This window comes from Thioalkalivibrio sp. ALgr3, assembly GCF_000377325.1.
Lineage (GTDB): Bacteria > Pseudomonadota > Gammaproteobacteria > Ectothiorhodospirales > Ectothiorhodospiraceae > Thioalkalivibrio.
This window is the reverse complement of the sequence record NZ_KB897996.1, coordinates 1-25,666: the sequence shown is the minus strand read 5'-3', so window position 1 is coordinate 25,666 and position 25,666 is coordinate 1. Positions and strand designations below refer to the sequence as shown.

24 protein-coding genes and 3 pseudogenes are annotated in these 25,666 nt (G+C 62.7%); 24 read left to right on the top strand and 3 right to left on the bottom strand.

Going from position 1 to position 25,666, the window contains the following annotated elements; all coding sequences use genetic code 11:
- Positions 1 to 399 precede the first annotated feature (399 nt).
- From C998_RS0112730 to C998_RS14140, 22 genes and pseudogenes are all read left to right on the top strand, one after another.
- Complete coding sequence (locus C998_RS0112730) at positions 400 to 2,187, top strand: ABC transporter ATP-binding protein (RefSeq protein WP_018871261.1); 1,788 nt, start codon at positions 400 to 402, stop codon at positions 2,185 to 2,187.
- Complete coding sequence (locus C998_RS14680) at positions 2,184 to 3,266, top strand: phosphotransferase (RefSeq protein ID WP_081617450.1); 1,083 nt, start codon at positions 2,184 to 2,186, stop codon at positions 3,264 to 3,266. The genes C998_RS0112730 and C998_RS14680 overlap by 4 nt, the downstream gene beginning before the upstream one ends.
- A gap of 81 nt (positions 3,267 to 3,347) precedes the next feature.
- Positions 3,348 to 4,106 carry a hypothetical protein gene (locus C998_RS14950; RefSeq protein ID WP_156001332.1) on the top strand — a complete coding sequence of 253 codons (759 nt, stop codon included), beginning with the start codon at positions 3,348 to 3,350 and terminating at the stop codon, positions 4,104 to 4,106.
- A gap of 55 nt (positions 4,107 to 4,161) precedes the next feature.
- A pseudogene (locus tag C998_RS14155) lies at positions 4,162 to 5,705 on the top strand (IS3 family transposase).
- Between the two features lie 201 nt (positions 5,706 to 5,906).
- A complete protein-coding gene (locus tag C998_RS14945) occupies positions 5,907 to 6,545 on the top strand; it encodes a hypothetical protein (protein ID WP_156001329.1) in 639 nt (212 codons plus the stop codon).
- A gap of 220 nt (positions 6,546 to 6,765) precedes the next feature.
- Positions 6,766 to 6,903, top strand: a complete 138-nt coding sequence (locus C998_RS14940; protein WP_018871256.1) for a hypothetical protein — start codon at positions 6,766 to 6,768, stop codon at positions 6,901 to 6,903.
- Between the two features lie 430 nt (positions 6,904 to 7,333).
- A complete protein-coding gene (locus C998_RS14150) occupies positions 7,334 to 8,497 on the top strand; it encodes a glycosyltransferase (protein ID WP_038082075.1) in 1,164 nt (387 codons plus the stop codon).
- Positions 8,498 to 8,501: 4 nt separating this feature from the next.
- On the top strand, positions 8,502 to 9,635 hold the full coding sequence (locus C998_RS0112695) for a glycosyltransferase (protein WP_018871253.1): 1,134 nt from the start codon (positions 8,502 to 8,504) through the stop codon (positions 9,633 to 9,635).
- Between the two features lie 57 nt (positions 9,636 to 9,692).
- Positions 9,693 to 11,039 (top strand): glycosyltransferase family 39 protein, encoded by a 1,347-nt coding sequence (locus tag C998_RS0112690; RefSeq protein WP_018871252.1) that lies wholly within the window; start codon positions 9,693 to 9,695, stop codon positions 11,037 to 11,039.
- 16 nt (positions 11,040 to 11,055) lie between these two features.
- Complete coding sequence (locus tag C998_RS0112685; RefSeq protein ID WP_018871251.1) at positions 11,056 to 12,336, top strand: nucleotide sugar dehydrogenase; 1,281 nt, start codon at positions 11,056 to 11,058, stop codon at positions 12,334 to 12,336.
- A 219-nt stretch (positions 12,337 to 12,555) separates the two neighbouring features.
- Positions 12,556 to 13,722: an ATP-binding protein gene (locus tag C998_RS0112680; RefSeq protein ID WP_026279625.1), complete on the top strand. Its 1,167-nt coding sequence runs from the start codon at positions 12,556 to 12,558 to the stop codon at positions 13,720 to 13,722.
- 227 nt (positions 13,723 to 13,949) lie between these two features.
- Complete coding sequence (locus C998_RS0112675) at positions 13,950 to 15,074, top strand: glycosyltransferase family 4 protein (protein ID WP_018871249.1); 1,125 nt, start codon at positions 13,950 to 13,952, stop codon at positions 15,072 to 15,074.
- On the top strand, positions 15,074 to 15,934 hold the full coding sequence (locus C998_RS0112670) for a sulfotransferase (RefSeq protein WP_018871248.1): 861 nt from the start codon (positions 15,074 to 15,076) through the stop codon (positions 15,932 to 15,934). Before C998_RS0112675 ends, C998_RS0112670 begins: the two co-directional genes overlap by 1 nt.
- Before the next feature lie 123 nt (positions 15,935 to 16,057).
- On the top strand, positions 16,058 to 18,106 hold the full coding sequence (locus tag C998_RS0112665; RefSeq protein ID WP_231364999.1) for a tetratricopeptide repeat protein: 2,049 nt from the start codon (positions 16,058 to 16,060) through the stop codon (positions 18,104 to 18,106).
- Positions 18,103 to 18,501 (top strand): MBL fold metallo-hydrolase, encoded by a 399-nt coding sequence (locus C998_RS0112660; RefSeq protein WP_018871246.1) that lies wholly within the window; start codon positions 18,103 to 18,105, stop codon positions 18,499 to 18,501. The genes C998_RS0112665 and C998_RS0112660 overlap by 4 nt, the downstream gene beginning before the upstream one ends.
- A gap of 264 nt (positions 18,502 to 18,765) precedes the next feature.
- Positions 18,766 to 19,380: a sugar transferase gene (locus tag C998_RS0112655; protein ID WP_026279624.1), complete on the top strand. Its 615-nt coding sequence runs from the start codon at positions 18,766 to 18,768 to the stop codon at positions 19,378 to 19,380.
- Positions 19,381 to 19,652: 272 nt separating this feature from the next.
- Positions 19,653 to 20,822, top strand: coding sequence for a DegT/DnrJ/EryC1/StrS family aminotransferase (locus C998_RS0112650; protein WP_018871244.1), 1,170 nt, complete (start codon positions 19,653 to 19,655; stop codon positions 20,820 to 20,822).
- Between the two features lie 37 nt (positions 20,823 to 20,859).
- Positions 20,860 to 21,057, top strand: a pseudogene (locus C998_RS14145) (PIN domain nuclease); the annotation flags it as partial.
- Positions 21,058 to 21,259: 202 nt separating this feature from the next.
- A complete protein-coding gene (vapB, locus tag C998_RS0112640; protein WP_026279623.1) occupies positions 21,260 to 21,490 on the top strand; it encodes a type II toxin-antitoxin system VapB family antitoxin in 231 nt (76 codons plus the stop codon).
- A gap of 8 nt (positions 21,491 to 21,498) precedes the next feature.
- Positions 21,499 to 21,900 carry a type II toxin-antitoxin system VapC family toxin gene (locus C998_RS0112635; protein ID WP_038033135.1) on the top strand — a complete coding sequence of 134 codons (402 nt, stop codon included), beginning with the start codon at positions 21,499 to 21,501 and terminating at the stop codon, positions 21,898 to 21,900.
- A gap of 208 nt (positions 21,901 to 22,108) precedes the next feature.
- Complete coding sequence (locus C998_RS14935) at positions 22,109 to 22,342, top strand: hypothetical protein (RefSeq protein ID WP_156001326.1); 234 nt, start codon at positions 22,109 to 22,111, stop codon at positions 22,340 to 22,342.
- Positions 22,343 to 22,379: 37 nt separating this feature from the next.
- On the top strand, positions 22,380 to 22,943 hold the full coding sequence (locus tag C998_RS14140) for a DUF2335 domain-containing protein (protein ID WP_018871240.1): 564 nt from the start codon (positions 22,380 to 22,382) through the stop codon (positions 22,941 to 22,943).
- Between the two features lie 105 nt (positions 22,944 to 23,048).
- Here C998_RS14140 and C998_RS0112625 read toward each other — a convergent pair whose 3' ends face one another.
- Complete coding sequence (locus C998_RS0112625) at positions 23,049 to 24,023, bottom strand: DUF2235 domain-containing protein (RefSeq protein WP_018871239.1); 975 nt, start codon at positions 24,021 to 24,023, stop codon at positions 23,049 to 23,051.
- 217 nt (positions 24,024 to 24,240) lie between these two features.
- Here C998_RS0112625 and C998_RS0112620 point away from each other — a divergent pair, with 217 nt between their 5' ends.
- Together C998_RS0112620 and C998_RS0112615 are read left to right on the top strand one after the other, a co-directional pair.
- On the top strand, positions 24,241 to 24,549 hold the full coding sequence (locus C998_RS0112620) for a DUF1778 domain-containing protein (RefSeq protein ID WP_018871238.1): 309 nt from the start codon (positions 24,241 to 24,243) through the stop codon (positions 24,547 to 24,549).
- On the top strand, positions 24,549 to 25,100 hold the full coding sequence (locus C998_RS0112615; RefSeq protein ID WP_018871237.1) for a hypothetical protein: 552 nt from the start codon (positions 24,549 to 24,551) through the stop codon (positions 25,098 to 25,100). The genes C998_RS0112620 and C998_RS0112615 overlap by 1 nt, the downstream gene beginning before the upstream one ends.
- A 54-nt stretch (positions 25,101 to 25,154) precedes the next feature.
- Here the strand turns inward: C998_RS0112615 and nadS are convergent.
- Together nadS and C998_RS0112610 are read right to left on the bottom strand one after the other, a co-directional pair.
- Positions 25,155 to 25,280, bottom strand: a pseudogene (gene nadS, locus C998_RS15395) (NadS family protein); the annotation flags it as partial.
- A gap of 129 nt (positions 25,281 to 25,409) precedes the next feature.
- The coding region (locus C998_RS0112610) for an integrase core domain-containing protein (RefSeq protein ID WP_018871236.1) at positions 25,410 to 25,666 on the bottom strand (257 nt) is incomplete at its 5' end.

The window sequence follows — 25,666 nt, the reverse complement described above, 5'->3', positions numbered from 1 at the left end:
CTGAGCCACAGTTCGGTTTTGCCCACATCGACCCCGATCCGCTGAGCCGTTACCGATGTTGCCATCGTTCACCTCCCGAGCTAGCGTAAAACCGTCTGTCGGGGCCTCACCGAACGCTGGCTTGCCATCGATCGTCGGTCCCGAGCCGATCGATTCCTTATCGGCGCTTCAGGTGAGGGGTGGGACGAAGTCTCCTACTGTCTGTGCCGCAGGCCAGATGCCGGCCTCGTCCCTCCACCCCGACAGACCCTTTCTAGGCCTGCCGGGGGTAAACATACAAGGCCGGCCCTCCGGCCGATCCCCCGGTGGGGCATCGGGCACCGACCGGCCATGCCAGATCGGCCAGAGGGCTGGCCTGCTACGAGAAAATCAACCAGAAACCACCCAACCGGCCACCCCATGCTCAGCACCTACCGCAAAGCCCTGGCCCTGCTCAGCCGCAAGGAAAAACGCCGCGGCGGCCTCGTGCTCGGCATGGTCATCGTCATGGCCGTACTGGAAACCGCCGGCGTCGCCTCGGTCATGCCGTTTCTGAGCGTGCTGGGCAACCCCGAAGTGGTGCAGACCAACCCGGTGCTCAACACCGTGTATGAAGGCCTCGGCTTCACCTCGGTGGATGCCTTCATCCTCGCGCTGGGCGCGGCCGCCTTCGGGCTCATCCTGTTCTCCGCCTTCTTCCGCTCGCTCACGCACTACGCGATGAACCGCTTCATCGAGATGCGCCGCCACAGCATCGGCAAGCGGCTGCTGGAGACCTACCTGCGCCAGCCCTATGCCTTCTTCCTCGACCGCCACAGCGGCGACATGGCCAAGAACATCCTCTCCGAGGTGGACCAGCTCGTGCAGCAGGTCTTCCGCCCCGGCATGCAGATGGTCGCCTACAGCGTGGTCATCCTCGCGCTGGTCGTCCTGCTGATCGTGGTGGACCCCTGGCTGGCACTGGGCGTGGCCGTCGTGATCGGCGGCCTGTATGCGCTCATCTTTGGTGCCGTGCGCGGCATCCTCGGGCGGGTGGGGCGCGACCGCGCCCGTGCCAACCAGGAGCGTTTCACCGCCGCCAGCGAGGCCCTGGGCGGCATCAAGGACATCAAGCTGCTCGGCCGCGAACACGCCTACCTCTCCCGGTTCGACGGCCCCTCGGCCCGCCAGGCCCGCCACCAGGCCACCAACCGCACGTTCGGCGAAGTCCCCAAGTTCGTCATCGAGGCGGTCGGCTTCGGCGGTGTCATCGCCCTCACCCTTGTACTGCTGGCCACCCAGGGCGGCACCGACGGCAACGCCCTGGGCGACATCCTGCCCATCCTCGGGCTGTACGTCTTTGCCGGGTACCGCATGCTGCCGGCCGCCCAGCGCATCTATGCCGGTATGGCCAAGCTGCGCTTCGGCGCCGCCGCCGTGGACGGCGTCTACAGCGACCTCCACCAGCGCTCGGCCCTGGCCGAGCTGTACAAGCGCGCCCCGCAGCCGCTGGAACCCAGGCAGACCATCACCCTGCAGAACATCCACTACACCTACCCGAACGCCGAGCGCCCGGCCCTGCAGGGGATCAACCTGGAAGTCCCCGTGGGCAGCTCCGTGGGCATCATCGGCACCTCCGGCGCCGGCAAGACCACCCTGGTGGATGTACTCCTGGGCCTGCTGCGCCCCAGCGAAGGCGCCATCGTGGTGGACGGCCAGCCCATTACCGACGACAACTTGCGCGCCTGGCAACAGGCGCTGGGCTACGTGCCGCAGGACATCTTCCTGACCGACTCCACCGTGGGCGAAAACATCGCCCTGGGCGTGCCGCCCGAGCAGATCGATCATGAACAGGTGGAGCGCTGTGCCCGTATGGCCCAGGTGCACGACTTTATCGTCAGCGACATGCCGCAGGGCTACGGTAGCGTGGTCGGTGAGCGCGGTGTGCGGCTGTCCGGCGGGCAGCGTCAGCGAATCGGCATTGCCAGGGCCCTGTACCACGACCCGCCGGTGCTCGTCTTCGACGAGGCAACTAGTGCGCTGGACAATGAAACAGAGACTGCGGTGATGGAAGCCGTGGAGGCTCTGTCGCGCCACAAGACCGTCTTGATTATTGCACACCGACTGACAACCATCGAGAAATGTACCCTGACGGTGCGCCTGCAGGCCGGTGTTGCTGATTTTTCGATGAGTGATCAGCAGTCCGTTAGCCGCGGGGCGTCGCAATGAGTCTTGGGGAGCGTACTTTTAGAGCTTCCCACCATTTGGTACCGCGCAAGAATCCCCGCCGAGCGATTAAGGCTGCGGTCCGTGTATTGACTCAGATTGTCTCAACGCTTCGTGCCGCGTTCGCCAACCGACATCAGTTGCAAACAGGTGTATACATCGTATCCGGGCGGGTCGCTATCCATTTGCGATCACGCAAGAAACTAGACTCTCTGCGATCTTCTAAAGGTAGTGGGTGGGGCATCCTTTGCCCCGTGTTCTCTTGGAAGCGCGCCCGCGAGCGAAAGGCTCAGGCGCTTTGTCGCGCAAATCCCGACGCCTTACTCTTCTTTTATTGCGATGATGTGGCGGTATCGCGCCTCGAGCCGTACCCAAGGTACGGTCAAGATTACGTGAAATTGCGGGCCTGGCTACAAAAATGGTTGCCGGGTCCCGCCTTTACTGTCAGCACCGACGGAGCCGCCCTCGAAGAGAGTTGGCACGATGGAAAAATGCTCTCCTCTCAATCTGAAGACCAGAAACTGAATTATGTGCGCAAGGCTATCGAAGACCTTATTGCATCAGCGGCGTCCGAGCGTGACTGGCCTTCATCAAAGTCTGATGCATGGCGGCCCGACGCCGATCAGCTTTTCGCTGACCAACTGGATCAATTTGGAATCGCGCTAGAAGATGCTGTTGGCGTGTTGAGTCGCATGCCTATTGTCCCTAGTCATGGAGACCTCGGCCCCCACAACATTTTGGTGTCCGGTGAGCATTACAGAGTCATAGATTGGGACTACGAGTTGGTATCGCTCCGGCCGGTCTGGTACGATATGCTCTCTCTCTTCGAGAAAGATGCGTTCCTGCGTCGCGCTTGGGCCGAAGGGGAGTTCGACCGGCAGCTCCAAAAGCTGGTGGAGGCGGTAGGCTGTAACCAAGATATTGGCGTACTCCGTTACGTGCTCCCATTGGCGTGGGCGGTGACATTCTGCAGCAAGCGGCCGCTTCCGTCTGCAGACGAACGTGGGCGTTTGAGGCGCCTGTACCTGGAGCGGTGGGTTGGACAATTGGATGCCCCCTCGAAGCATTCCTATCAAGAATAAGTTTTTGGTGCTCTGTGTTTGTGGCTCACCACTAGAGTTCAAAGCGCTTTTTTCTTTCGTTTTTGGCGAGCTTAAAAAGTCATGAAGAAAAACACACCAATTGATGTTTGTATTGTTTCTGGCAGCAGACCCTTTTTGCTGGAGGCAATGCTGGAATCATTTCAACGAAATCTTTTCGTCAACTTTCAAATTAGGAGTATGTTCGCTAATGTTGATCCTTTTATGGGCGATCAGCGCGACCAGGAAAAATGTGTAGAATTAATCCGAGACCGTTTTCCCGAGGCCGTTATTAGTTCTCCTTCAAAGTCAGGCTTTGGTGCGGCAGTCAAGCGTTTATGGTTACAAGCACGAGATGAACCGATTCTTCACTTGGAAGATGACTGGATATTAAAAGAGAAAGTGACTGATGCTGTTCTTGATGAGTTTCGGGAGGACGGGCGTTTGGGAATGCTTGTTTTGTCTATGGACAAGCACGATGCAGAAATAACGCCGAAGTACTTAACACGACGAAAAGAAATAAGGATTTTTGGGCAGCGGTTGCCATTGCCGTTTTGGCGAGTCAATGCATTTGGTACGAGCCCACGGTTTCTTCGTTCGGGGCTTGCAAACCGCTTTGCAAAGGAGATGATCCCGGACTTGGATCCAGAGAAACAAGTGTTCAGGGGTAAAAATAAACAGCTGTCTGCACTCCACGAAAAATGGCGATCAAAACTCCTGTGGTCCAGCGACAAAAAAACGCTTATCTCCGATATTGGGACCGTGTATCGTGAAGAGCACGGGTATAGAAAAAACGAGCTTGATGGGATGTCTGTTTGGCTTCCGGAAGAAAAAAGCAGCTAGCTGTCCCTATCAGTCAACGTAGTTGTCGCCTCAACGCAACCAGCAGGTGACAACCATGAAGCACTACTCTGCCGAGCGTAAGGAAGCCGTCCTGCGCAAGCTGGCACCACCGATGAACCTCACCGTCCCCGAGGTGGCCGAGGCCGAGGGGATTTCCGCGGCGACCTTGTACAATTGGCGCAAACAGGCCCGTGAGCGAGGACAGGTTTTGCCATCACGAGGATCCACCCCGGAGGGCTGGAGCAGCGAGGAGAAGTTCCGCGTCGTGCTCGAGACCGCGCCGATGACCGAGGCGGAGTTCAGCGCCTATTGCCGTGAGAAGGGGCTCTATCCCGAGCAGGTCGAGGCCTGGCGGGAGAGCTGCATGAATGCCAACGCCAACGCGGCCGAGCAGGACAAGCGCTCGCGCCAGGAGCGCAAGGCCGAGCAAAAGCGCGTGAAGAAGCTTGAGCGCGAGCTCAAGCGCAAGGACAAGGCCCTGGCGGAGACGGCGGCGCCGCTGACGCTGTCAAAAAAAGCCGAGGCGATCTGGGGCCGCAACGACGAGGACGACTGACCAGCCTCCCGGATCGCCAGCACACCGTCGCCCTCGTCGAACAGGCCCGGCGCGACGGTGCCCGGCTGGGCAAAGCCTGCGACGTGGTCGGCGTGAGCGTGCGGACGTATCAGCGCTGGAGCACGCCGCAGGGTGTGCGTGCCGACGCCCGCCCGGATGCCGAGCGTCCGGTGCCACAGAACAAACTCTCCGAGCTGGAGCGTGCAGTGATTGTTGATCTGTGCAACGAGCCCCGCTACCGCAGCCGACCGCCGGCGTACATCGTCGCCGACCAGGCCGATCAGGGCCGCTATATCGCCTCGGAGTCGACGTTCTACCGCGTGCTGCGCGACTACGACCAGAACCATCACCGCGGCCGCCACAAGGCGCCCGGAGGCAAGCGTCCGCCGACCACCCATGTGGCGGATGCACCGAACCGGTTGTGGACCTGGGACGTCTCCTGGCTGCCAGGGCCGGCCTGCGGGACCTGGTGGTATTTGTATCTGATCGTCGATGTGTTCAGTCGCAAGATCGTCGGCCATGAGGTCCATGCCGCCGAGACCGGGGAGCTCGCCAGCGAGCTCATCGAGAAGGCGCACTGGCGGGAGCACCTGGCCGCGAAGGACAAGCCGTTGATCCTGCACTCCGATAACGGCAGCCCCATGAAGGCGGCGACGTTCCTGCAGAAGCTCTACGACCTCGGGATCACGCCTTCGCGCAGCCGCCCCCGGGTGAGCAACGACAATGCCTACTCCGAGGCGCTGTTCCGGACGCTGAAATACCGCCCCGGGTTCCCGTCAAAGGGCTTCGCCACGCTGGAATAGGCCCGCGAATGGATGCTCGCCTTCGTGCACTGGTACAACGAGCAGCACCGCCACAGCGCGCTGAACTACGTCACACCCGCCCAGCGTCACAGCGGCGAGGCCACCCGGATCCTGGCGAACCGCAGAGCCACGTACGAGCGAGCCCATGACGCTCATCCGGAACGCTGGCCCGGTGCCATCCGGGACTTCGGCCTCCCAGAATCGGTGACCCTGAACCCGGAGACGGCGGCGAATTGTTAAAGAACCCTGAACCCAATCAGGCGTCATCTACGTTGACAGATGGCGCTGTCCTGCTGATGGTAGTGATAGTTGCCGCCGTCTTTCCGGATTGATTGCGACCAAGCTAATTTGTCGGATGCGGATTGAGATCCGCTTCGTAACACGTTCACTTGATTCTTGAATCGAAGGTTCTCCGAAAAATCTGCGTGTGGGAATTAGCCTGTGAATTTATTGAAACTGACATATCGCTACCTCCAACCTAATCCCATTCGAAGTTTCCTTTCAATATTGGTTTGCCTCCTTAGAGGAAGGCGGAGCCATGCGCTAAAGGTAATCAGGGTTGACCCTCAAAATATAAAGCAGTGGTTAACCCCGAAAGAAGACCCGGGGATAGTGCGCTCTTGGCCTGGCCAGGTTATGGGAGGAAAGTGGCATATTCATGCAAAGAATATTGAATCATGCGATTCGAGTGAAGATGTGGATTGTCTCAAGCAGACGGCTTTCTACGAGAGGTTTTACGTGGGAAAGTCTTGGGGCGAAACTGGGCTTTTCAAAAACTACTACAGAAAAAAAATATTACTCGGACCAGTTCGAGGAAAAGAAAATTTAGAGGATCTTTTAAAGTTCTACGAAGGCGTTTATGAATCAATTTATGAGGACATAAAGATCAATGGAGTCAGGGTTCCGACTCTGAGTGATCCGGAGCCCACGTTTATTCATGTGCACATGGGGCCTAATGGTGAGGTGATAGCCTCTGATAATGGCAATCATAGAATAGCGATTGCTAGGCAGCTAGGGTTAAGGTCTATACCAGTTAAAATACTTAGGCTGCATAAGAGTGCTAAAGATCATGTTTTCTGATCATCCCGTAGAAAAAAAGAAACCTGATTATGTACGTAGCTCAAGACGGCTGTCGGCGGGCCCTGGGTGTCAACCTCACAGTCGACAGTGCCCCTTTTGATTCCTGTATAAAGGAGCCAGGGCTTTCGTAGGAGCCGAAGACTGTGAGCGACTCGAACGAAGTACCAACCGACCCGAGCCTTGAGCGGCGTACACGGACGGCGGCGGTGCTCAAAAGGTCATGGTCAACATCGCGAATGCGCTTGTCTATCTGACGGACCGCCCGGTGCATATCGTACTTGCCCGCGCGGAAGGGGAGTTCCTGAATGAAGTGCGCCCAGCGGTGGAGGTTGTTGATCTGGGCAAGAGGCGCGCCTAAGCTTCCTCCGCGTCGAGATAATGTGATGGAGTGTGGGCCTGCGGAATTGCTTATTTAGCGCAGCCGGGAGTTTACGGGGTGCAGCGTAGAATCGGAGTTTTTCTACCATCGCTACGTGGCGGGGGTGCTGAGCGGGTGATAGTGAACGAGGTGAACGTGTGGCTCGCCTGAGGGGCTTCGCATCGTACGAAGACATGATGCGAGTGGAGGCTGATCAGGTTCACGAGAAGATCGCTTTGGCCTGTGCTTTGGGCAGTCAGGTGGTTCATTTTGATGCCGCGCGAAATGGGTCTTTGCTTGGGCCCAGATTTTGTTGCTCTCAGAATGGATTGTCCTCGGGGACGGTCATGGAGCATCTGCAGGAAATGGCCGATCAGTTTTTAGAGTGGTGGGATTATTGATACTGGATAAACCAAGCCGAGAACCGCCGGTGGGCGAGAAACCCGGGGCAAATCAAACTGCTTTAGCGTTTTTTATCCCCGGCCTAAACGGCGGCGGCGCTCAAAAAGTCGTGGTCAACCTCGCAAATGCGCTTGTGGATCTGACGGATCGCCCGGTGCACATCGTACTTGCCCGCGCAGAGGGGGAGTTTCTGGATGAAGTGCGCCCAGAGGTGAAAGTTGTTGACCTTGGAACCGGTCGTGCATCGCGTTCAATTTTTGCGCTGGCCCGCTACCTGCGCAAAGAAAGGCCGGCGGTGCTTTGTTCTAGTCTAAACTATGCGAATGTGTGCGCGTCAGTGGCATGGCACTTGGCTGGCAAACCATGTCGGTTGGTGTTACGGGAAGACAATGTCGTCAGAGCCCCTGCAGGGAATGCAGTCAAGAAAATGCGTGGTCACCTCATGCAGCGGCTCATGGGCCTGCTTTATCGCCGTGCAGATACAGTGGTTGCGCTGGGCGAAGCGGTCGCCAGCACGCTTCAAGATCGGGGCATCTGCCAAACGGACCATATTAAGATTATCGGTAATCCCGTAACCGTCCAGACTTCCCCGTCTACTGCAAATGATGAGCCGGGAGATGGCAAACCCTGGGGCAAGCATTATATCGTCGCAGTGGGTAGATTGGCTCGACAAAAGGGCTTCGATACCTTGATCGAGTCGTTTGCAAAAGTGAAGGACAAAGACTGCGATCTGGTGATTCTGGGTGAGGGGGAATTGCGGGGTGAGCTTGAAGCGTTGGCGAAGAACCTGGGTATTGCACAACGCGTGCACATGCCAGGGTTTGTCAAAAATCCGCATTCGGTGATGGCGAGCGCCCAGCTGTTTGTTCTGTCGTCGCGCTGGGAGGGGTTTGGGTTGGTGATCGTTGAGGCGCTGGCGCTGGGTGCCCCAGTTGTTGCAACCGATTGCTCTGGTGCACCGCGGGCGTTGCTTCGTGATGGCGAGCTGGGGCATTTGGTGCCAGTGTATGATCCGGATGCGCTGGCCGAAGCCATTACCGAGGCGCTGCATTCTCCGCGAGGTACGCGCGAAGCTCGCCAGGAACGGGCGCGCGATTTCGCGGCCCCGGCAATCGCGCGGCAATATCTGGAGGAAGCCTTCGGGCTCGAGGCGAACCCATCGAGACCCGAGATCGTGACGGAAGCTCAGTGAGCTGATGAAAGTCCTCCATATTATTACAGGGCTAGGCCAAGGCGGCGCCGAACGACAGTTGGCGAACCTGGTCTCCGTCCATCCCGAGGAGTCCGCGGTTTTCTCGCTCAAGGAACCGGGGGTGATGGCGGAAGAGATCCGGAAGGTGGGCATCCCCCTCTACACCGGGGGTGTGCGGCGAAGCGTTTCGCCGACCTGGATACCTAGGCTCCGCGCGGCCATTCGAGAGCTCAGGCCCGATGTGGTGATGGGGTGGATGTACCACGGTAACCTGGCGGCGTCGCTCACACGGCGGCTGGGGTACAGGGGGCCGGTCGTCTGGAATGTGCGCCATTCGGTCCACGACATGTGCCGGGAGAAGACGAGCACGCGCTGGGTGATCCGGGCTGGCGCCTGGTGGGCCGGCTCCCCGGCGCGCATCATCTATAACAGTGCAACCGCCGCCGAACAGCATGAAGGCTTCGGGTATCCCTCTGATAAGCGTGTTGTGCTGCCCAATGGCTTTGACCTTGAACGGTTCAAGCCCGATCCAGATGCGCGGGAGGCCCGGCGAGCCGCGCTCGGGGTTCCAGCCGACCGGTTTCTGTTAGGGGTGGTGGGCCGCGCCCATCCGATGAAGAACCATCTTGGATGGCTGAAGGCATTGCAGATGTTGGTGGCTGATGGGTTACCGGTGCATTGCGTAATGGCCGGCACCGGGGTGGCGGAACCCGAAGGGCCGGTGGCGACTGCCGTGCGGGAAGCCGGTCTGGAATCGGCCGTCACGCTTCTTCCGCCTACGGACGCTCCCGAATCGCTCTACCTGGCGCTGGACCTGCTGGTGATGCCGTCGCTGTGGGGCGAGGGCTTTCCGAACGTTGTGGGTGAGGCTATGGGTTGCGGTGTTCCGGCTCTGGTGACGGATGTCGGTGATGCAGCTTCTGTAGTTGGTGAAACCGGGTTTGTGGCCGAATCGGGCGATGCGGAAGTGCTGGCCAGTCAGGTACGGCTGGTGCTCGGCCATGGCCGGGAGGGGCTGGGTCGCCTGGGCGCGGATGCTCGCGAGCGAATGGTGCAGTGTTACGGGCTGGAATCGGTGGCTCAACGCTACGGTTCATTGTGTAGCGGTCTGGTAGGTGAGTGGGGCTTGGATGAGTGACGTTACTGTGCGGTTTGGTTTGGCCCGGCGACCGAGCGCCAATGGATGGCTGGGTCAATGACTTATACCGACATTCCAACCAATTCAGTCGAGTTACTGCTTACGGCCTGTCTGTTGGCCGGCATCGTCCTGGCGCTCTTGTATGCGGGGCATTCTCGCCGAGGGTATTTGTTGCCGCTGCTCGCGGCCTTCGGGGTGCGGGTTGCGGCGGCGGTTGTTCATCGGTTCATGGTGGTACTTCCTCAAGGGGGGGCGGATGCGGTCACTTTCGAACGTCGGGCATGGGAGTGGGCGCAGAGCGGGTGCGGGAACCTGGGAGAGCATCTGAACCTGGGCGCCTCGTATGTGCATAGCTGGGTCATCGGAAATGTCTATGCGTGTACGGACCGGGCTCCCCTGGTGTTTCAATCGGTCAACATCGGGCTTGGGCTGGCGACCGTTTATCTGGTAGGGCGCATTGCCGAAGAGCTCTGGGACCGCAAGGCGGGTGTGCGCGCCATGTGGGTGGCGGCGCTTTTCCCCATCCTGGTCATTAACGCTGCGGTTCCGCTGCGGGAGGTGTGGTTCACGGCGTTTTTCCTGCTTGGGATGCTCTGGCTGGTGCGGTGGGTGCGGTCCGGAAGGATGATTTATCTGATCGGAGCCGTGGGAGTCATTCTGGCGGCGGGCATTATCCATGGCGGGGCCGTGTTCGCGATTGTGGCGGTTGCGTTGGTGCTTGCTGGCTGGGCGTTGCGGGAGGTGCTGAGGGGCACTTTCTATGGACGGGTTCGGGCCAGTGTGGTGGGAGGCGGGGTCGTTCTGGTCTCAGCGGGGTTGGCCGGCTTTCTCGCGTTCGGCGATATGCGCTTTTCCAGTATCGGCGAGGTCGGCGCGGTGATGGAGCGCGCGGAAACGCTCGATGAGAGAGCCTCGGCCGCTCGCGGAGGGAGCGCTTATCCGGGGTATCTTGTTCCAGCCAACGATCTCCACGCGCTGGTGCTCACGCCCATCCGGATGGGTTATCTCCTGGTGGGGCCGCCGCCATGGGAGGTGCGCGCTGCCGTGCACGTGTTTGGCATGCTCGATGGCTTGCTGTATCTGGCATTGATGGTGCTGCTGCTTCGTTATTGGCGCGATTGGTGGAGCCGGCCGGAATACCGGTTGTTGCTCGTGGTATTTCTGGCGCTCGCTGTGGTGTTCGCATGGGGAACGAATAACTTTGGTACGGGGGTTCGGCACCGGGCCAAGTTCCTGGGGGTTTTGCTCGCGTTGGGGGCGGGCCTGCTGGGGCGCCGGAGATGGCGGCTGGAACGGTTGGAGGCGCTGCGAAACCGGAGCGTTTTTGAGGGACGTAGGACGGATGGCGAGGGCTCTTCGCCTTCGCGTGCGAGCACGCTTCTACGGGGCAAGGGATCGATTTAGAAGCTAAGGACTGGATATGAAGGATCTTGAGGATGTGCGCATCGCGGTGATCGGCCTGGGCTACGTGGGCCTGCCGCTGGCGGCGGAGTTCGGGCGGGTGCTGCCCACGCTGGGGTTCGATATCGACGCGCAGCGGGTGGCGGAGCTGAACCGGGGGCATGACCGCACGCGGGAGGTGGAGTCGGAGGAGCTGGCGGCGGCCGCGCAGCTGGAGATGACGGCGGAGCCGGCGGCGCTGGCGGGCTGCAATGTGTTCATCGTGACGGTGCCCACGCCGATTGATGCGCACCGGCGGCCGGACCTGGGGCCGCTGCTGGCGGCCAGCCGCACGGTGGGGCGGGCGCTGAAGGATGGCGACGTGGTGATCTTTGAATCCACGGTGTATCCCGGAGCCACGGAGGAAGACTGCGCGCCGGTGCTGGCGGCGGAGTCCGGCCTGGTGGTGAACGAGGGGTTCTTTCTGGGCTACAGCCCGGAGCGGGTGAACCCGGGGGACAAGGCGCATCGTATTCCCGATATCGTGAAGGTGACCTCGGGCTCCACGCCGGAGGTGGCGCGGTTTGTGGACGAGCTGTACGCGCGCATCGTCCGCGCGGGCACGCACCCCGCGCCGAGCATCCGCGTGGCCGAGGCGGCCAAGGTGATCGAGAACACCCAGCGGGACGTGAACATTGCGCTGGTGAACGAGCTGTCACTGCTGTTCGACCGGCTGGGGCTGGATACCGACGCGGTGCTGGCGGCGGCGGGCACCAAGTGGAATTTCCTGCCGTTCCGGCCCGGGCTGGTGGGCGGGCACTGCATCGGCGTGGACCCGTACTACCTGACGCACAAGGCGCAGGCGGTAGGCCACCATCCGGAGATGATCCTGGCCGGGCGGCGCATCAACGATGCCATGGGCGGCCACATTGCCGACCGCCTGGTAAAGGCGATGATCCGCAAGGGCTTCCCGGTGGTGGGCTCGCGCATCCTGGTGATGGGGCTGGCGTTCAAGGAGAACTGCCCGGACCTGCGCAACACCCGGGTGGTGGACATCATCGCGGATCTGCAGGGCTACAACGCGCAGGTGGACGTGTGGGATCCGTGGGTGGATACCGCCGAGGCGCACGAGGAATACGCCCTGGACCTGCTGGAAGGAGCCCCGGAGGCCGGTACGTACGATGCAATGGTACTGGCGGTGCCCCACCGCGAGTTCGTGGCGCTGGGCGGCGAGGGCGTGCGCCGCCTGGGGCGCGAGAATGCCGTGGTGTTCGACGTGAAGTCGGCCCTGCCGCCCGAAGCGGCGGATCTGCGCCTGTAGGAGCGGCCTTGGCCGCGAACGGCGGGGTGGGCCTAACCCACCGCCGGTTTCGCGTGCAAGCACGCTCCCACAAAAAAGCCAGCGCCCTGCAGGAGGGGCGGAGGCCGCTCCTGCAGGTTGCTTGACGGACACCGCGGTACAGGCTCGCAGGCGAATGACGGTTGTATGGAAATTGTAAATGCCATTGCCAGTCGGCATAAGTCGCGGTAGGGTGTGCGCATGATACCGCGCACTGCCGAAACACTGGTCCGGGAGCTGTTGAGCGGCTTTCCCATCGTCACGATCACGGGGCCGCGCCAGTCCGGAAAGACAACGCTGGCACGCACGGTGATGGCGGACCGTCCTTATCGTTCCCTGGAAGATCCGGATGTGCGTGCGCTGGCGCTGGATGATCCGCGCGGGTTTCTGTCGCAGTGCCCCGATGGGGCGGTGCTGGACGAGGTTCAGAGGGCGCCGGAGTTGTTCTCCTATCTGCAGACGCATGTGGACGGCGATGGTCGCATGGGGCGGTTTCTGCTCACGGGGTCGCAGCAGTTCGGGTTAATGTCGGAGGTTTCGCAGTCTCTGGCCGGGCGTTCGGCCTTTGTGGAGTTGCTGCCGTTGAGCCATGCGGAGTTGGTGGAGGCCAGGCAGGCACCAACGGCTCTGGATGCGATGATGTTTACCGGTGGTTATCCGGCATTGTATGACCGGCCGGTGTCTCCACGGCACTGGTTTCCGGCGTATGTGACGGCGTACGTGGAGCGGGATGTGCGGCAATTGCTCCAGGTGCAGGATCTGGACGCCTTTCAGCGCTTTGTGCGGCTATGTGCCGGGCGCAGTGGTCAGGTGTTGAATCTGTCATCGCTTGCGGCCGATTGCGGTATTACCCACAACACGGCCAAGGCGTGGATCTCGGTGCTGGAGGCCAGCTATGTGCTGTTTCTCCTGCGGCCGCATCATGCGAATTTCAACAAGCGGCTGATCAAGTCGCCGAAGCTGTATTTCCACGACACCGGGCTGTTGTGCTGGCTGCTGGGGGTGCAGACGCCGGAACAGCTGGTGGTGCATCCGCTGCGCGGGCAGGTGTTCGAGACGTACGTGATTTCGGAGCTGCGAAAGGCCTTTCTCAATCGCGGCGAGCCGCCGCCCTTCCACTTCTGGCGCGACAGTAATGGCAATGAAGTCGACCTGCTGATCGAGTGGGCGGGTGGTCTGATGCCGGTGGAGATCAAGTCCGGCCAGACGTTGAATCGGGATTTTTTCACCGGGCTCGAGCGCTGGACCGCGCTGGCCGGCGATATGGCTCGTTCTCCGACGCTGATTTACGGGGGCGAGGGCGAGCACCAGCGGAAGGCTGTGCGGGTGCTGGGCTGGGACAGGGTTAGCAAGGCTGTGTCGGGATAAACAGGTGACGGGAGTTCTGTGGGAGCGTGCTTGCACGCGAAGCGGTGCCGGGCGACGCACCCCGTTGTTCGCGGGCAAGCCCGTCCCCACGGCCCGACGCGGTAGAAGGCGATATTCCGATCCATGGAATCCCCCAAGCGTGATGTGCCGTTGAGGTGAATCATACGTTAGGGTTCGTGCGGCGAGGGAATATGCCCCGAGCGGTGGCTGGAGGAGAGGGAGATCCAATGAACAAGCCAGTTGCAGTTTTTGCCGCCAACCGGGGATATGCGCTGACCAGTTCGCGCACTGCGCTGATTCGGCATTTTATTGACCAGGGCTGGGAGGTGGTGCTGGCGACGGCGGATGATGCGGAGAGCCGTTCGCTTGTGGGGCTGGGCGCCCGCCTGGAGCCGGTGGTCTTCAATCGCGGCGGGTTGTCTCCCCGGGCCGACTGGACGGCCCATCGAAGGATGCGGGCGATCTGTCGGCGCTGGAAGCCTGCGCTTATCCAGCACTTCCATGCGAAGCCGGTGATCTTCGGTACGCTGGCGGCCCGGCGGGTGCTGGGGGATTCGGTGGCCATCGTGAATGCGATTACCGGGCTGGGTCATGCATTCATCACCGGAGGGCTCGCGGCCCGGCTGGCCGGCTGGGGATATTCGGCCGCCATGCCGCGCGCCGATCGGGTTATTTTCCAGAATCGCGATGATCGGCAGCTGTTCCTGGACCGGGGCTGGGTGCGGGACGAGCAGGCGCGGCTGATTGCCAGTTCCGGGGTAAATGTGGACCGCTTTGCGGTGGTGGATCGCTCCGGGAGGGATCAACGTGCCCCGGTCGTGGTGATGCTGGGGCGGTTGTTGCATCAGAAGGGAATCCCGGAGTTCTGCGAGGTTGCCGAACGTATTCGGCAGGAATTGCCGGGGGCGCGGTTCCTCCTGGCTGGCGAGGAGGATCCCGTGCACCCGGATGCCGTGACGGCTGAATGGGTACAGCAGAAGGAAGGTGTTGAATACCTGGGGCGGCTTGAAGATGTCAGGCCACTTCTGGACGAAGCGGATTTGTTGCTGTTCCCTTCGTACCGCGAGGGGACGCCGCGAGCAGTTCTCGAGGCTGCCGCCACGGGCCTCCCGGTGGTGGGCTTCGATGTCCCGGGCGTGCGCGAAGCGGTGCGAGACGGGGAGACGGGCTTTCTGGTGGCGGATCGCGACGTGGATGCGCTGACCGATCGCGTGAGCGGCTTGCTGAAAGACGCCGAGAAGCGCCTGGAGATGGGGCGGGCCGCGCGGCGGATGGTGGAGGCGGATTTCGATGTCCGCGCCATCGAGCGGCAGTACCTGGACCTTTACCGGGAACTGGGGGCGGGCATCTGATGAGGTACGAACGGCTTGTCATCATTGGGGCGCCCCGTTCCGGGACCAACATGTTGCGCGATATCCTCGCGCAGTTGCCGGGGCTGGCCACCTGGCCGTGTGACGAGATCAACTACATCTGGCGACACGGCAATCTGCGCCATCCCTCCGATGAGATCCCCCCGGATCGGGCCAGCCCGGCAGTCCAGCGCTATATTCGCCGGCAGTTCGATTGGGTGGCACGACGCTACGGCGCCGATGTGGTCGTGGAGAAGACCTGCGCGAATTCGCTGCGCGTGCCGTTCGTGGATCGGGTGGTGCCGGAGGCACGTTACCTGTTCATTCGCCGGGACGGGCTGGATGCGGTCGGTTCGGCGATGGATCGCTGGACGGCACCCCTGGATATCCCGTATCTGGCACGCAAGGCGCGGTTCGTTCCACGGACGGACCTTCCGTTCCATGCCGGGCGTTATTTCTGGAGCCGCCTGTACCGGTTCTTCTCTCGCGAGAAACGCCTGGCCTTCTGGGGGCCACAAATGGATGACATGGACGCGCTGCTTCAGCGACATCCTCTGGACGAAGTCTGTGCAATCCAGTGGCAGCGTTGCGTGGAACAGGCCCGTGATGCGTTCGAAGGGATGGATCGCGCCCGCTGGCTGGAAATTGGGTACGAGGACTTCGTGACACGGCCCCGGGAGGAGCTGGAACGGATCCTGGATTTCATGGGTATGGAGGTCGACCCGACGGTTCGTGCAACGGCAGTGAGCGGGGTCAAGGCCAGCAGTGTGGGCAAAGGCCGGGCCGCACTGTCGCCCGAGGCCACCGAGCGGCTCGGCAAGCTCGTGGGTCCAACATTGGACCGCTTTGGCTATGAACGGTGAGTCAGTGGCTCCGGAATGCGCCGATGTCGCGGAGGGCATGGTCTGGGTGCCACCCACGACATGATGTAGGCTGGTGAACCGCTTGTCCCTTGTTCTGATGCAGATTTGTGCGGGAGCCGTTTGATGAACGTTGCTGTGCTTCCAGAGGTGGATCGATTGCAGCGCGACTGGCTGGAGGAGCTTCCGGCTCGGTGGTTCTGGCAGGTTGAGGGCGGGCACTTTGCCGGCAAGAGCACTCTTCTGCGCCGGCTTGCGGCAACGGCCCGGGAGGAAGGGTATGTCGCGGTGCTGGTGCAGCCACCCGAGCGGGCTCCGGATGCGGGTATGGCCGCGATGCTGGACGTGGCCCGGGGGCTTGCGGACGGCGGTGTGATTGGGGCGGATGATCTCGCGGGCGTGCGTGACGGGCGGCGGCTCTGGGCGGACAAGCTGGAGGATATGGAGCGGTGGCTGGCGCTGGAACCCGACCGGGTGATTCTCTTCTGTGACGATCCGGTGCGCTGGTCTTCCGGGACTGGCGAGGACTCGGATCATTTCCGAAGGCAGGTCGATGAGGTCATTGAGCGGTTGATGGCTGCTCCGTGTCGCAAGGTGGTGACAGGTAAACCCTGCCTTGCCCGGCAGCGAAAAGACCGCCGCTGGGCCCTCAAGGCCGTATCGGCCGGTGCACCATGGCTGCGGGAAGGAGCCGCGTGGGGTGAGCTGGCCGGTGTTGCGGAGGAGCTGGCCGCCCGGAACTTGCCGGGGCTGGAGGAGCGGTCGGCGCTGGAAGTGCGATTGCTGGTGGCGCTGGCCGCGCTTCGCTCGCCCGAGGAGGTGGCCCGCTGGTGGGGGGCAGGTCGTGAGCGCCGCAGACTGACCGGAGAGTTGATTGCGGCGCTGGAGAATACCCCGGAGGCTCGCGCTCTGCTGGAAGCATGGGGGCGTTTGAGTCTTGTTCGCCGGCCCCTGGATGAGCCGATGCTGGAGGCGCTGGAAGTGCCGGCGGATTGGTGGGGCCAGTTGCTTCGGCACTGTCTGCTCTTCGAGGAGCAGGGTGCTTATCGGTTGCATGAACTGCTGAAGGCGGATGCTCGTGAGTATGGTCTGTGGCTGGAGCCGGCGGCTCGACGAGAGGCCCACGCGCGATTGCACCGGATCTATCGTGAGCGCTTCGAAGCACGGGAAGCCGGAGACGGACTGGCGCTGGTCGAAGAGTGTGAGGCCTTCCACCACGGCATGCATTCCGGCGATGTGGCACTCATGGATGGCGCGCGTCCCTTCTTTGCTGCTCAGCTGGATATCCTGGGCCGCACACTGTCGCGTGACCATGAGAATTTCGAGGGCGCGGCCGGGGTATTCGAGCGGGCGCTGAAGTGGGAGCCGGAGGATGATTACGCGCACCACTATCGCGCCTACAACCTGGATGTTCTCGCCCGGGACCCGGGTCTCGTGGAGATTCACTATCAAAGGGCCATCGAGCTGGAGCCGGATAACGTCTGGTGGCACTCGCGCTGGATCAATTACCTGATTACGCGGGGGCGGATGTCGGCTGCCAGGGGGGCATGGCGAGAGGCCCTGGACCAGTTCGAGTTGCCGGATCCGGATGCCGATCCCGTTCTCTACGGGAGTTTGCATATCTGGGTGGCGCGTCTGCTACTGCACCGCGGTCAGCTGGATATGGCGAGGGAGGTGCTTGACGGCATCCCGGAGGGAGAATTCCGGGACGATCCGGGCAAGGCGGCCCTGAAACGACGTCTTGTTGCCCTGGTGCAGGCGCGCCGGGGTGAGGCGGTCTTTCCGCTGAGCATACCCGTGGAGCAGCGGTGGCAGGGTCCGCATGTGGCGCCAGCCCGTCATGGAGGCCATGCGCTGCTTCGCTGGATGCCGGCCCGCGTGGATGCGGTCTCCGAAGAGGGTGTGGTGCTGCAGGCCGCGGAGGTCCCGGAGGACGGACAAGCGGAGCCGGGCATTGGCAGGCTGGAGCTGACGGCAGAGCAGTTTGATGCGTTTTCGGATGACCTTGCAGTGAATGATCTGGCCGCCGGGCGTTTTCTGGAGCTGGCCTGGTATGAAGGTGCCGAGCAGCCCTTGATCCGGGTGTATCCGGATGAGGGCTGGCGGGATCCGGACCTGCCGCCGCTCTTTCCGGATCCGGCGCGTTACCTGCGCGCGGCCGGCTGGGTGGCATGACGCTCGATCTCAAGGACGATCTCATCTACTGCATTGTTTTCGGGCCCGGGTATGGTGAGAGCACCTTGTTGCGCACCCCGGACCAGCGGTGGATTGTGGTGGATGGCTGCCGTTTACCAGGTGCGGGAGATGGGGTCAGCCCGGCCGAGCGGGTCTTGAGCGAGAACAGGGCGCACTGGTCTGCCGTGGTTTTTACCCACCCGCATGAGGATCATGCGATGGGGCTGGATGATGTCCTGGCGATGGAAGGACCCAGTGGGCTGGTGGGGTGTTGCCCCGTGGCTTTATCTTCTTCTGCCGCCTGGATGGATTCCATGGACGCCGAGGTGCATCTGCGCCGTGGGGCCGTGGGGCCGTGGAGCAGGCGCTGGCCTGTTGCCCGCAAATCCATCTGACGGGGTTGCCTGTTCGGCACGAACTTCAGGGACGGGTGCCGTACCGTACCACCCGTGAGGCGCTGCGGGATGGGCGCGAACCCTCTCCCGTCCAACGGCAGCTGGGCGAGGGGCTGACGCTGGCCTTTCGTCCCGGAGTGGAAGTGGAGCCATGGAGCCATTACGTTGCTGCCGGCTTCGATGAGAACGGGAAGCTGCAGGACCTGCAGCATGGGGCGGGTACGGTCGTGGTGAGTTCGGAACAACCGGGGTCCGGTGACAGGGATGAGTGATCATACAGGTCTTTCGCAAACACAGGCCACGCTAAAGCGCGGCTTCGACCTGTTGGGTGCGGCGGTCGGGTTGTTGTTCACCTTCTGGCTGATCGCGCTGGCCTGGGTGCTGGCAACGATCGATACCCGGCAGAACGGCTTCTTTGTGCAGGAGCGGGTGGGCCGCCACGGGCGTGTGTTCCGGGTGGTGAAGATCCGCACCATGCGGCCCTCCCGCGTGCACACGACGACGGTGACCACCGGGCATGATCCGCGTATCACGCCGCTGGGCCGGTTTTTCCGGCGCACCAAGATCGACGAACTGCCGCAGCTGATCAATGTGCTGCTGGGGCAGATGAGCTTTGTGGGGCCGCGGCCGGATGTGCCGGGCTTTGCCGATGCGCTGGAGGGCGAGGACCGGCTGATCCTGACGGTTCGCCCGGGGATCACCGGGCCGGCAACGCTCAAGTACCGTGACGAGGAATCAATGCTGGATTCGGTGGAGGATCCGGCGGCGTACAACCGCGAGGTGATCTTTCCGGACAAGGTGCGGATCAACCGCGAGTATGTGCAGAACTGGTCGCTGCGGAAGGATCTTGGGTATATCTGGCGTACGGTGTTCGGGTAGGGGCGGGGTCGATCCATCTGTGGGAGCGTGCTCGTACGCGAAACCCGCCGCTGGTTGGGCCTGAGGCCTTGTTCGCGGGCAAGCCCGCTCCTGCGGGGTGCTGTGGATGGGGGCTTGCCTGGCACCCTTGCGGGAATCATTATGGGGAATGTGGTATGGAACTGCGACCGAAGTCCGGTCAGCCTCCGGCCATGACCCGTGAGACGGGGCAACACCATTGGGGGTGAAAGGTGCTCGCACGCAAACGATCGGCGTTTCAACAGGATGTGTCGGTGGTCGTCAGTTCCTGGCCACAATTCGAGGATGATGAAGTCGCGGCCGTGCGGGAGGTGATGTCTTCCGGCCGGGTGAACTACTGGAACGGTGACGAGGGGCGGGCCTTCGAGCGCGAGTTTGCGGCCTGGCACGGGGTGCCGCACGCGGTGGCGGTCGCCAACGGGACACTGGCCCTGGAGCTGGCCCTGCATTCTCTGGGCATCGGTCCGGGGGATGAGGTGGTGGTGTCGCCGCGGACGTTTGTGGCGTCGGCCTCGGCGATCGTGATGCGGGGCGCCCGACCGGTGTTTGCGGACGTGGACCGGGATTCGGGCAACCTGACGGCGGAGACCGCCCGTGCGATCCTGAGCGAGCGCACACGGGCGATTCTCCCGGTTCATCTGGCCGGGTGGCCGTGCGACATGCATGCGCTGCGTGCGCTTGCCGACGAGTTCGGGCTGTTTCTGGTGGAGGACTGTGCCCAGGCCCACGGGGCCACGGTGCAGGGCGAGCCGGTGGGCTCGTTCGGGGATGCGGCGGCGTTTTCTTTCTGCACCGACAAGATTATCTCCACCGGGGGCGAGGGCGGCATGCTGCTGCTGCAGGACGAGGACACCTGGCGGCGGGCCTGGAATTTCAAGGACCACGGCAAGGACTGGAGCGCGGTTTACGAACGCGAACATCCGCCGGGTTTCCGCTGGGTGCACGAGTCGTTTGGCACGAACTGGCGGCTGACCGAGATGCAGTCGACGATCGGGCGGGCGCAGCTGGCCAAGTTGCCGGGCTGGCTGGAGCAGCGGCGGAACAACGCCGGAGTCCTGCTGGAGCGGCTTTCGGGGCTGCCGGGCCTGAGGGTGCCGCACCCGCCGGAGGGGATGGGGCATGCCTGGTACAAGTTCTACGCCTTTGTGCGCCCGGAAATGCTGCGCGACGGCTGGGACCGTGACCGGATCGTGGAGGCCGTGCAGACGCACCGGGTGCCCTGCCTGCATGGTGGCTGCAGCGAGATCTACCTGGAGAAGGCCTTCGACGGAACCGGCTTCCGCCCGCCCGAACGTCTCCCCGTGGCCCGCGAACTGGGCGAGACCAGCCTGATGTTCCCGGTGGACCACACCCTCTCCGCCACCGACATGCACGCCGTGGCCGACGCGGTGGAGCGCGTGATGCGCGAGGCCGCCGAGGCGTAGCCCCGGGGTGTTGTGGGGGCGGCCTCGGCCGCGAACGCGGCGGGAGTTGCGCGAACACGGCTATAGCGAGTTGCCCGTCGACGGCACGCATGCCCTGGGTGTGGCGCACCTACCGGATATCCACAAGGATCCGTTCGATCGCATCCTGATCGCGCAGGCAGAGGCGGAGGGTTATCTCCTGCTCACCAGCGATGCCCGTATTGGCCGGTACCCGGGGCCCATTCGCGTGGTATGACTGCAGGGGGGGCAGGGCTTCGTTCGCGGCCAGGACCGCTATGACTTTATTGGCCAGCACGGTGTTGCTCGGACGTATTGGGGGCAGCCGTGGGGCTGGCTTCCTGCAGGGAACCCGTGGTTTTGTGAAGCTGGCATATGTGGACATATGTCAGCTTTTGGCCTACCGTTTCACGAGGATCGTTTTTCGGGAGGGGCTTTGTATGCGAACCGTATCCATCTTCCAAAATGGCAGGAATCAGGCCGTGCGGCTTCCTCGGGACCTGGAGTTCCAGGGGGTGACGGAGCTGGAGATCACCAAGCACGGTGATTCGATCACGCTGCGCCCGGCGCGTCCCGACTGGCTCTCTTTCGCCGAGGTCGGCAAGGCCGATGCCGATTTCCTGCGGGAGCGGCCGGAGGTTGTCGAGGACGAGGGGCGCTTCACGCTGTGAGGGAGTACATGCTCGACACCTGCATCTGTTCGTTCATCATCCGTGAACGGCCCCTGGAGGTGTTGAAGCGGCTTGAAAGTGAGGTGGAGCAGGGCCACCGGATCGTGATCTCCGCGGTGACCTATGCCGAGATGCGGTATGGCCAGATCGGTAAGAAGGCTTCGCCTCGTCTGGGAGAAATCATTACGGCATTCGTTCAGCGCCTGGACGGGATCCTGCCGTGGGATGCCGCTGCGATCGACAGGGCCATTGAGGTTCGCAGCCGATTGGCTGCGGCGGGTATGCCCATCGGTGGCAATGACGCCGCCATTGCGGCTCACGCCATGGCGACCGATTGCATACTGGTCACCAACAATACTCGCGAGTTCTGCCGTATCGAAGGCCTGCGCTACGAAGACTGGGTGCACTGAAGCCCCGGACGGGGCATCCCCTTAAGGAAACACTGATCGCTGTACACGCTCGCGTTGTTACCCGAGGTTTTCCGAGGCCGCTCTGTGTGTCGTCGCAGACGGGCTCGCGGAAGCCGGGCGACCTCCCGGGCCATGAATTTGTGCGTGCTGTTGTGGTGAGCCAAGATAGACGCAGGTATCGGCGGGGCTAAACACGGAGGCGGTGCAGGTGGAAATGAAAAAGCGAGATGCCCGTAGGGTGTGGCTTGCGGCCGGTTCGGTGATGGAAGTGTGGCCGGCGCATGACTACTCGGCCTTTATGCCTTCCGGTTCGTTGCAGCAACGAGTTGCCGGTCATTGGGGCAACGTTGGTGAACGGTTGCGTGAAGGGATCAATCGCGCGCAGACCGACCAGGGAATGGAGAAGAAAGATGAGCGAAAGGCCACCGGAGGGCCTGCCTGACAACGGGGCGGATACGCCCGATAGCCAGGGCGGCACATTGGAGGAACTGGTGGACCGGCTGGAGGCCGGTGCCCTGTCGTTGGACGAGCAGCGTCGGCTTGCGGGATTTCTTGCCGCCGAATCTCCGGAGCTGGTGATGGCGGCGACGCGCCACGAGTCGTACAGCGGGCCGTTGCCGCACCCCGATCTTCTGAATCGTTTCGACGATGTCACACGCCGCGCAATCGTGCAGATGGCCGTGGATGAGCAGGCGCATGCCCATCGGATGCGGGAACGCGGTCTGGAAGGCGCCATTGCAAAGGACCGTCGGGGACAGCGCTACGGTCTGGTGATTGCGGTGGCGGGTTTGGCGGCGGCGGTTGCGATTGCGCCTTTCAGTGCCGTTGCGGCCGGCATCATCGGTACCCTCGACCTGTTCGGCTTTTCCCGGCAGAACATGCGCAAGCTGGTGCAGACCCACCGGGACAGTTTCCCGTTGCCTTTGCACGAGGGCCGGTCGGCGCTCTGGCATCTGGCGGATGTGCTGGAGTGGTTCGCCCGGGAGGCCCCGGGTAGTCGGGCCCGGTGCGGTTCGCGGCCGAGGCCGCTCCTGTCGGTGTAGGAGGCCAGCCCTCTGGCCGATGGGGCTGTGCGGTTCGCGGCCGAGGCCGCTCCTGCAGCCCGATCCGGTGCCTGGTTCGGGCCGATCGGCCAGGGGGCTGGCCTCCTACGGTGGGGTGTGCTGGGTGAAAAGCTCGGGGCGGTAGCCGAGGGCCTGGTGGCGGGCTTTGGCGGAGGGGTGAAGGGCGTCGGGCGGTACGTCGCGCGGGCGGTCGCCGAGGTGCAGCAGGCGCAGGGTGCGGCCGGCCCAGGTGTTCCAGGGTTCGTGGATGGGGCCGGCGGGGTCGGGGGCGATGGCGGGTTCGTGGGGTTCTTTGACGATCAGGCCGGCTTCGGCGGCTTCTTCGAGCATCCATTGCAGGGCGATTTCGGCGAGCTGGCGCTGTTCGTAGCCGCCGCCGACATCGGCGTGGGCGCCGGGGAACCAGAGCTGTTTGAGGGTTTGCCCGGATTCCACGCGGGTGTCATCCCACAACAGGGCCTCGAACTTGGGGCGGCGTTCGTCGATGGCCAGGGCATGGCGGGCGTGGGTGACTTCGGGGCTGAGGCGGGTGTCGAAGAAGCGGCGGTTGCGGTAGAGATACCCGAGTGACCCGACGGTGTCCCAGGCGCCGATGAAGTGCACCGGGCAGGGGCGGCTGTGCTGCTTGCGAAAGCGCGCGGCTTCGTCTTCGTTGTGGCGCCCGGTGTACAGGCGCGAGGCCTCGGAGACGAGATCTTCCCGCCCGGGCTGCAGCAGCCCGCATTTGCGCAGCATGCCGGACAGTGCGCGCACCGCATACGCACCGCGCGAGAAGCCGAACAGGTACACCCGATCCCCTTCCCGCACCTGCTGCATCAGAAAGCGGTAGCCGTTCTCGATGTTGGCGGTGAGGCCGTGGCCGAACAGCTTGCCCAGGGTGGTGCCGATGATGTTCTCGCGCCGCATGCCGAACGGGGAGAAGGTGCCCACGCCGGGCTCGTAGGCCGAGACCTGACGGGCGGTGGTGGGGATGCGCCGCAGCAGGTGCACCACGTTGGTGTTGACCTCGCCCTTCTGGTTGGCGGTGCCGTCGCAGCAGAAGACGATGTTCCGTTCCATGGAATGCCTCACGTGTTTTGTGCCATTGAAGGGGATTGTAGGGCAGGGTGGGTGGCGCCGGGGGCGTGGGGCGGGGCATTCGGGCTCGTTCGCCTGCGAGCAGGCTCCTGCGGGGGGAGGGGGTTCTGTGGGAGCGGGCTTGCCCGCGAATGCGGCGGGTGTTGCCGTGTACGCATAAGCGGCGTACATTGGAAGCTCGATCAAAGCGGAGCATGCCATGGATCCGGTCAATCATTCATCCGGCGAAGGGGATGAGCGCAACGATGCCCGGATGCATTTTCGGACCCGGCCCAGGATCAAGCAGGCCATTCACCGGGCGGCATCGCTATCCGGGATGGATGACTCGTCGTTCGTGATCAACGCGGCCTATCAGGCGGCGCTGGAGACCATTGCCACGCATGAGCGCACGGTGCTGAGTGCCGAGGACCACGCGGCGTTTTTCGCTGCCCTGGAGACTCCCCCGGAACCGACGGAAGCGCTGCGTGAGGCCGCCCGGCGCAGTCGCGCGCGGACGGTCTCCGGGTAATGGCGGGGGCCGGTGAGCGGCCCTTCGTCATTGAGCCGTTCGACCCGGAGCGGCACAAACGGAAGGGATTCCGCTGCGGCGTCACCGCCGTAGACAACTATTTTCACCACACCGCGAACAAGCTGGCGAAAGCGGGTAACGTCCGGCTGTATGTGATGGCGGCGCCCGATGGTGCGGTGGCCGGCTTCTATACTCTCAACGCCCACGCGGTGTGTTATGAAGGTCTGCCCGCACGGTATGCCCGAACCCGTCCTGCGCATGGATCCATCCCCGCCGCGTTCATTTCGATGATGGGCCGGGACGAGCGCTATCGTGGAAGCGGTATTGGGGGAGACCTGCTCATCGATGCCCTGACGCGCATCGCCCGGGCCGCGGAGCAGATCGGACTCGCGGTTGTGATGCTGGATGTCCTGGATTGTGGCGACCCGGATCGCATGGCACGAAGGCAAGCGTTGTATGAGGGGTACGGGTTCGCCCCACTACCTTCCAATCCTCGCAGGCTGTTCCTCCCATTGGCTACGGTAAGGCAGCTCCTGGACGAGCTCGGGTAGAGGGCTGGAATCGCATGGTGCCGTGCGGGGGCAGCCCTCTGCCCGATCCGGTGCTCAGTGTGCAGCGATTTCGTTATGGAAGTTCGGTTTGTCCTGGATGGTGGCCAGAACCTTGGCGGCCAGTCCGGTAGGGTTGCGTCGTTTGGCTTCCCAGCTCTTGACGGTGTCGACGCTCGTTCCCGGAGAGCTCGGAGGTGATCGGCCTCGTTCGCCTGCGAGCAGGCTCCTACCGGGGGGCGGGGGTTCTGTGGGAGCGGGCTTGCCCGCGAAGGTCTTGCGTGGGGCCTGGCGTCGTGCGGTTTGTGGTGGTCAAGTAATTTCGGACACCGCGTTGGGTGGATTGACTGCCGTTGATTGCTCGTAGCCGCTGGGAGGCAGATAGCCCAGGGTCGAGTGGATGCGGACGGAGTTATAGAACCGAACGATGTAGTCGGCAATATCCCGTCGCGCTTCGCTATGGTTCGCGTAACGCTGCTGCCAGACGCGTTCCGTCTTGAGGCTCAGGAAGAAGCGCTCGACCACTGCGTTGTCCCAGCAGTTGCCGCGGCGACTCATGCTCGCCTGGA

Excerpts from the sequence above, each read along its gene's own strand:
- C998_RS0112730 (WP_018871261.1), top strand. The coding sequence starts at position 400 with ATGCTCAGCACCTACCGCAAAGCCCTGGCCCTGCTCAGCCGCAAGGAA.
- C998_RS14680 (WP_081617450.1), top strand. The coding sequence starts at position 2,184 with ATGAGTCTTGGGGAGCGTACTTTTAGAGCTTCCCACCATTTGGTACCG.
- C998_RS14950 (WP_156001332.1), top strand. The coding sequence starts at position 3,348 with ATGAAGAAAAACACACCAATTGATGTTTGTATTGTTTCTGGCAGCAGA.
- C998_RS14940 (WP_018871256.1), top strand. The coding sequence starts at position 6,766 with ATGGTCAACATCGCGAATGCGCTTGTCTATCTGACGGACCGCCCGGTG.
- C998_RS0112695 (WP_018871253.1), top strand. The coding sequence starts at position 8,502 with ATGAAAGTCCTCCATATTATTACAGGGCTAGGCCAAGGCGGCGCCGAA.
- C998_RS0112690 (WP_018871252.1), top strand. The coding sequence starts at position 9,693 with ATGACTTATACCGACATTCCAACCAATTCAGTCGAGTTACTGCTTACG.
- C998_RS0112685 (WP_018871251.1), top strand. The coding sequence starts at position 11,056 with ATGAAGGATCTTGAGGATGTGCGCATCGCGGTGATCGGCCTGGGCTAC.
- C998_RS0112680 (WP_026279625.1), top strand. The coding sequence starts at position 12,556 with ATGATACCGCGCACTGCCGAAACACTGGTCCGGGAGCTGTTGAGCGGC.
- C998_RS0112675 (WP_018871249.1), top strand. The coding sequence starts at position 13,950 with ATGAACAAGCCAGTTGCAGTTTTTGCCGCCAACCGGGGATATGCGCTG.
- C998_RS0112670 (WP_018871248.1), top strand. The coding sequence starts at position 15,074 with ATGAGGTACGAACGGCTTGTCATCATTGGGGCGCCCCGTTCCGGGACC.
- C998_RS0112665 (WP_231364999.1), top strand. The coding sequence starts at position 16,058 with ATGAACGTTGCTGTGCTTCCAGAGGTGGATCGATTGCAGCGCGACTGG.
- C998_RS0112660 (WP_018871246.1), top strand. The coding sequence starts at position 18,103 with ATGACGCTCGATCTCAAGGACGATCTCATCTACTGCATTGTTTTCGGG.
- C998_RS0112655 (WP_026279624.1), top strand. The coding sequence starts at position 18,766 with ATGAGTGATCATACAGGTCTTTCGCAAACACAGGCCACGCTAAAGCGC.
- vapB (WP_026279623.1), top strand. The coding sequence starts at position 21,260 with ATGCGAACCGTATCCATCTTCCAAAATGGCAGGAATCAGGCCGTGCGG.
- C998_RS0112635 (WP_038033135.1), top strand. The coding sequence starts at position 21,499 with ATGCTCGACACCTGCATCTGTTCGTTCATCATCCGTGAACGGCCCCTG.
- C998_RS0112625 (WP_018871239.1), bottom strand. The coding sequence starts at position 24,023 with ATGGAACGGAACATCGTCTTCTGCTGCGACGGCACCGCCAACCAGAAG.
- C998_RS0112620 (WP_018871238.1), top strand. The coding sequence starts at position 24,241 with ATGGATCCGGTCAATCATTCATCCGGCGAAGGGGATGAGCGCAACGAT.
- C998_RS0112615 (WP_018871237.1), top strand. The coding sequence starts at position 24,549 with ATGGCGGGGGCCGGTGAGCGGCCCTTCGTCATTGAGCCGTTCGACCCG.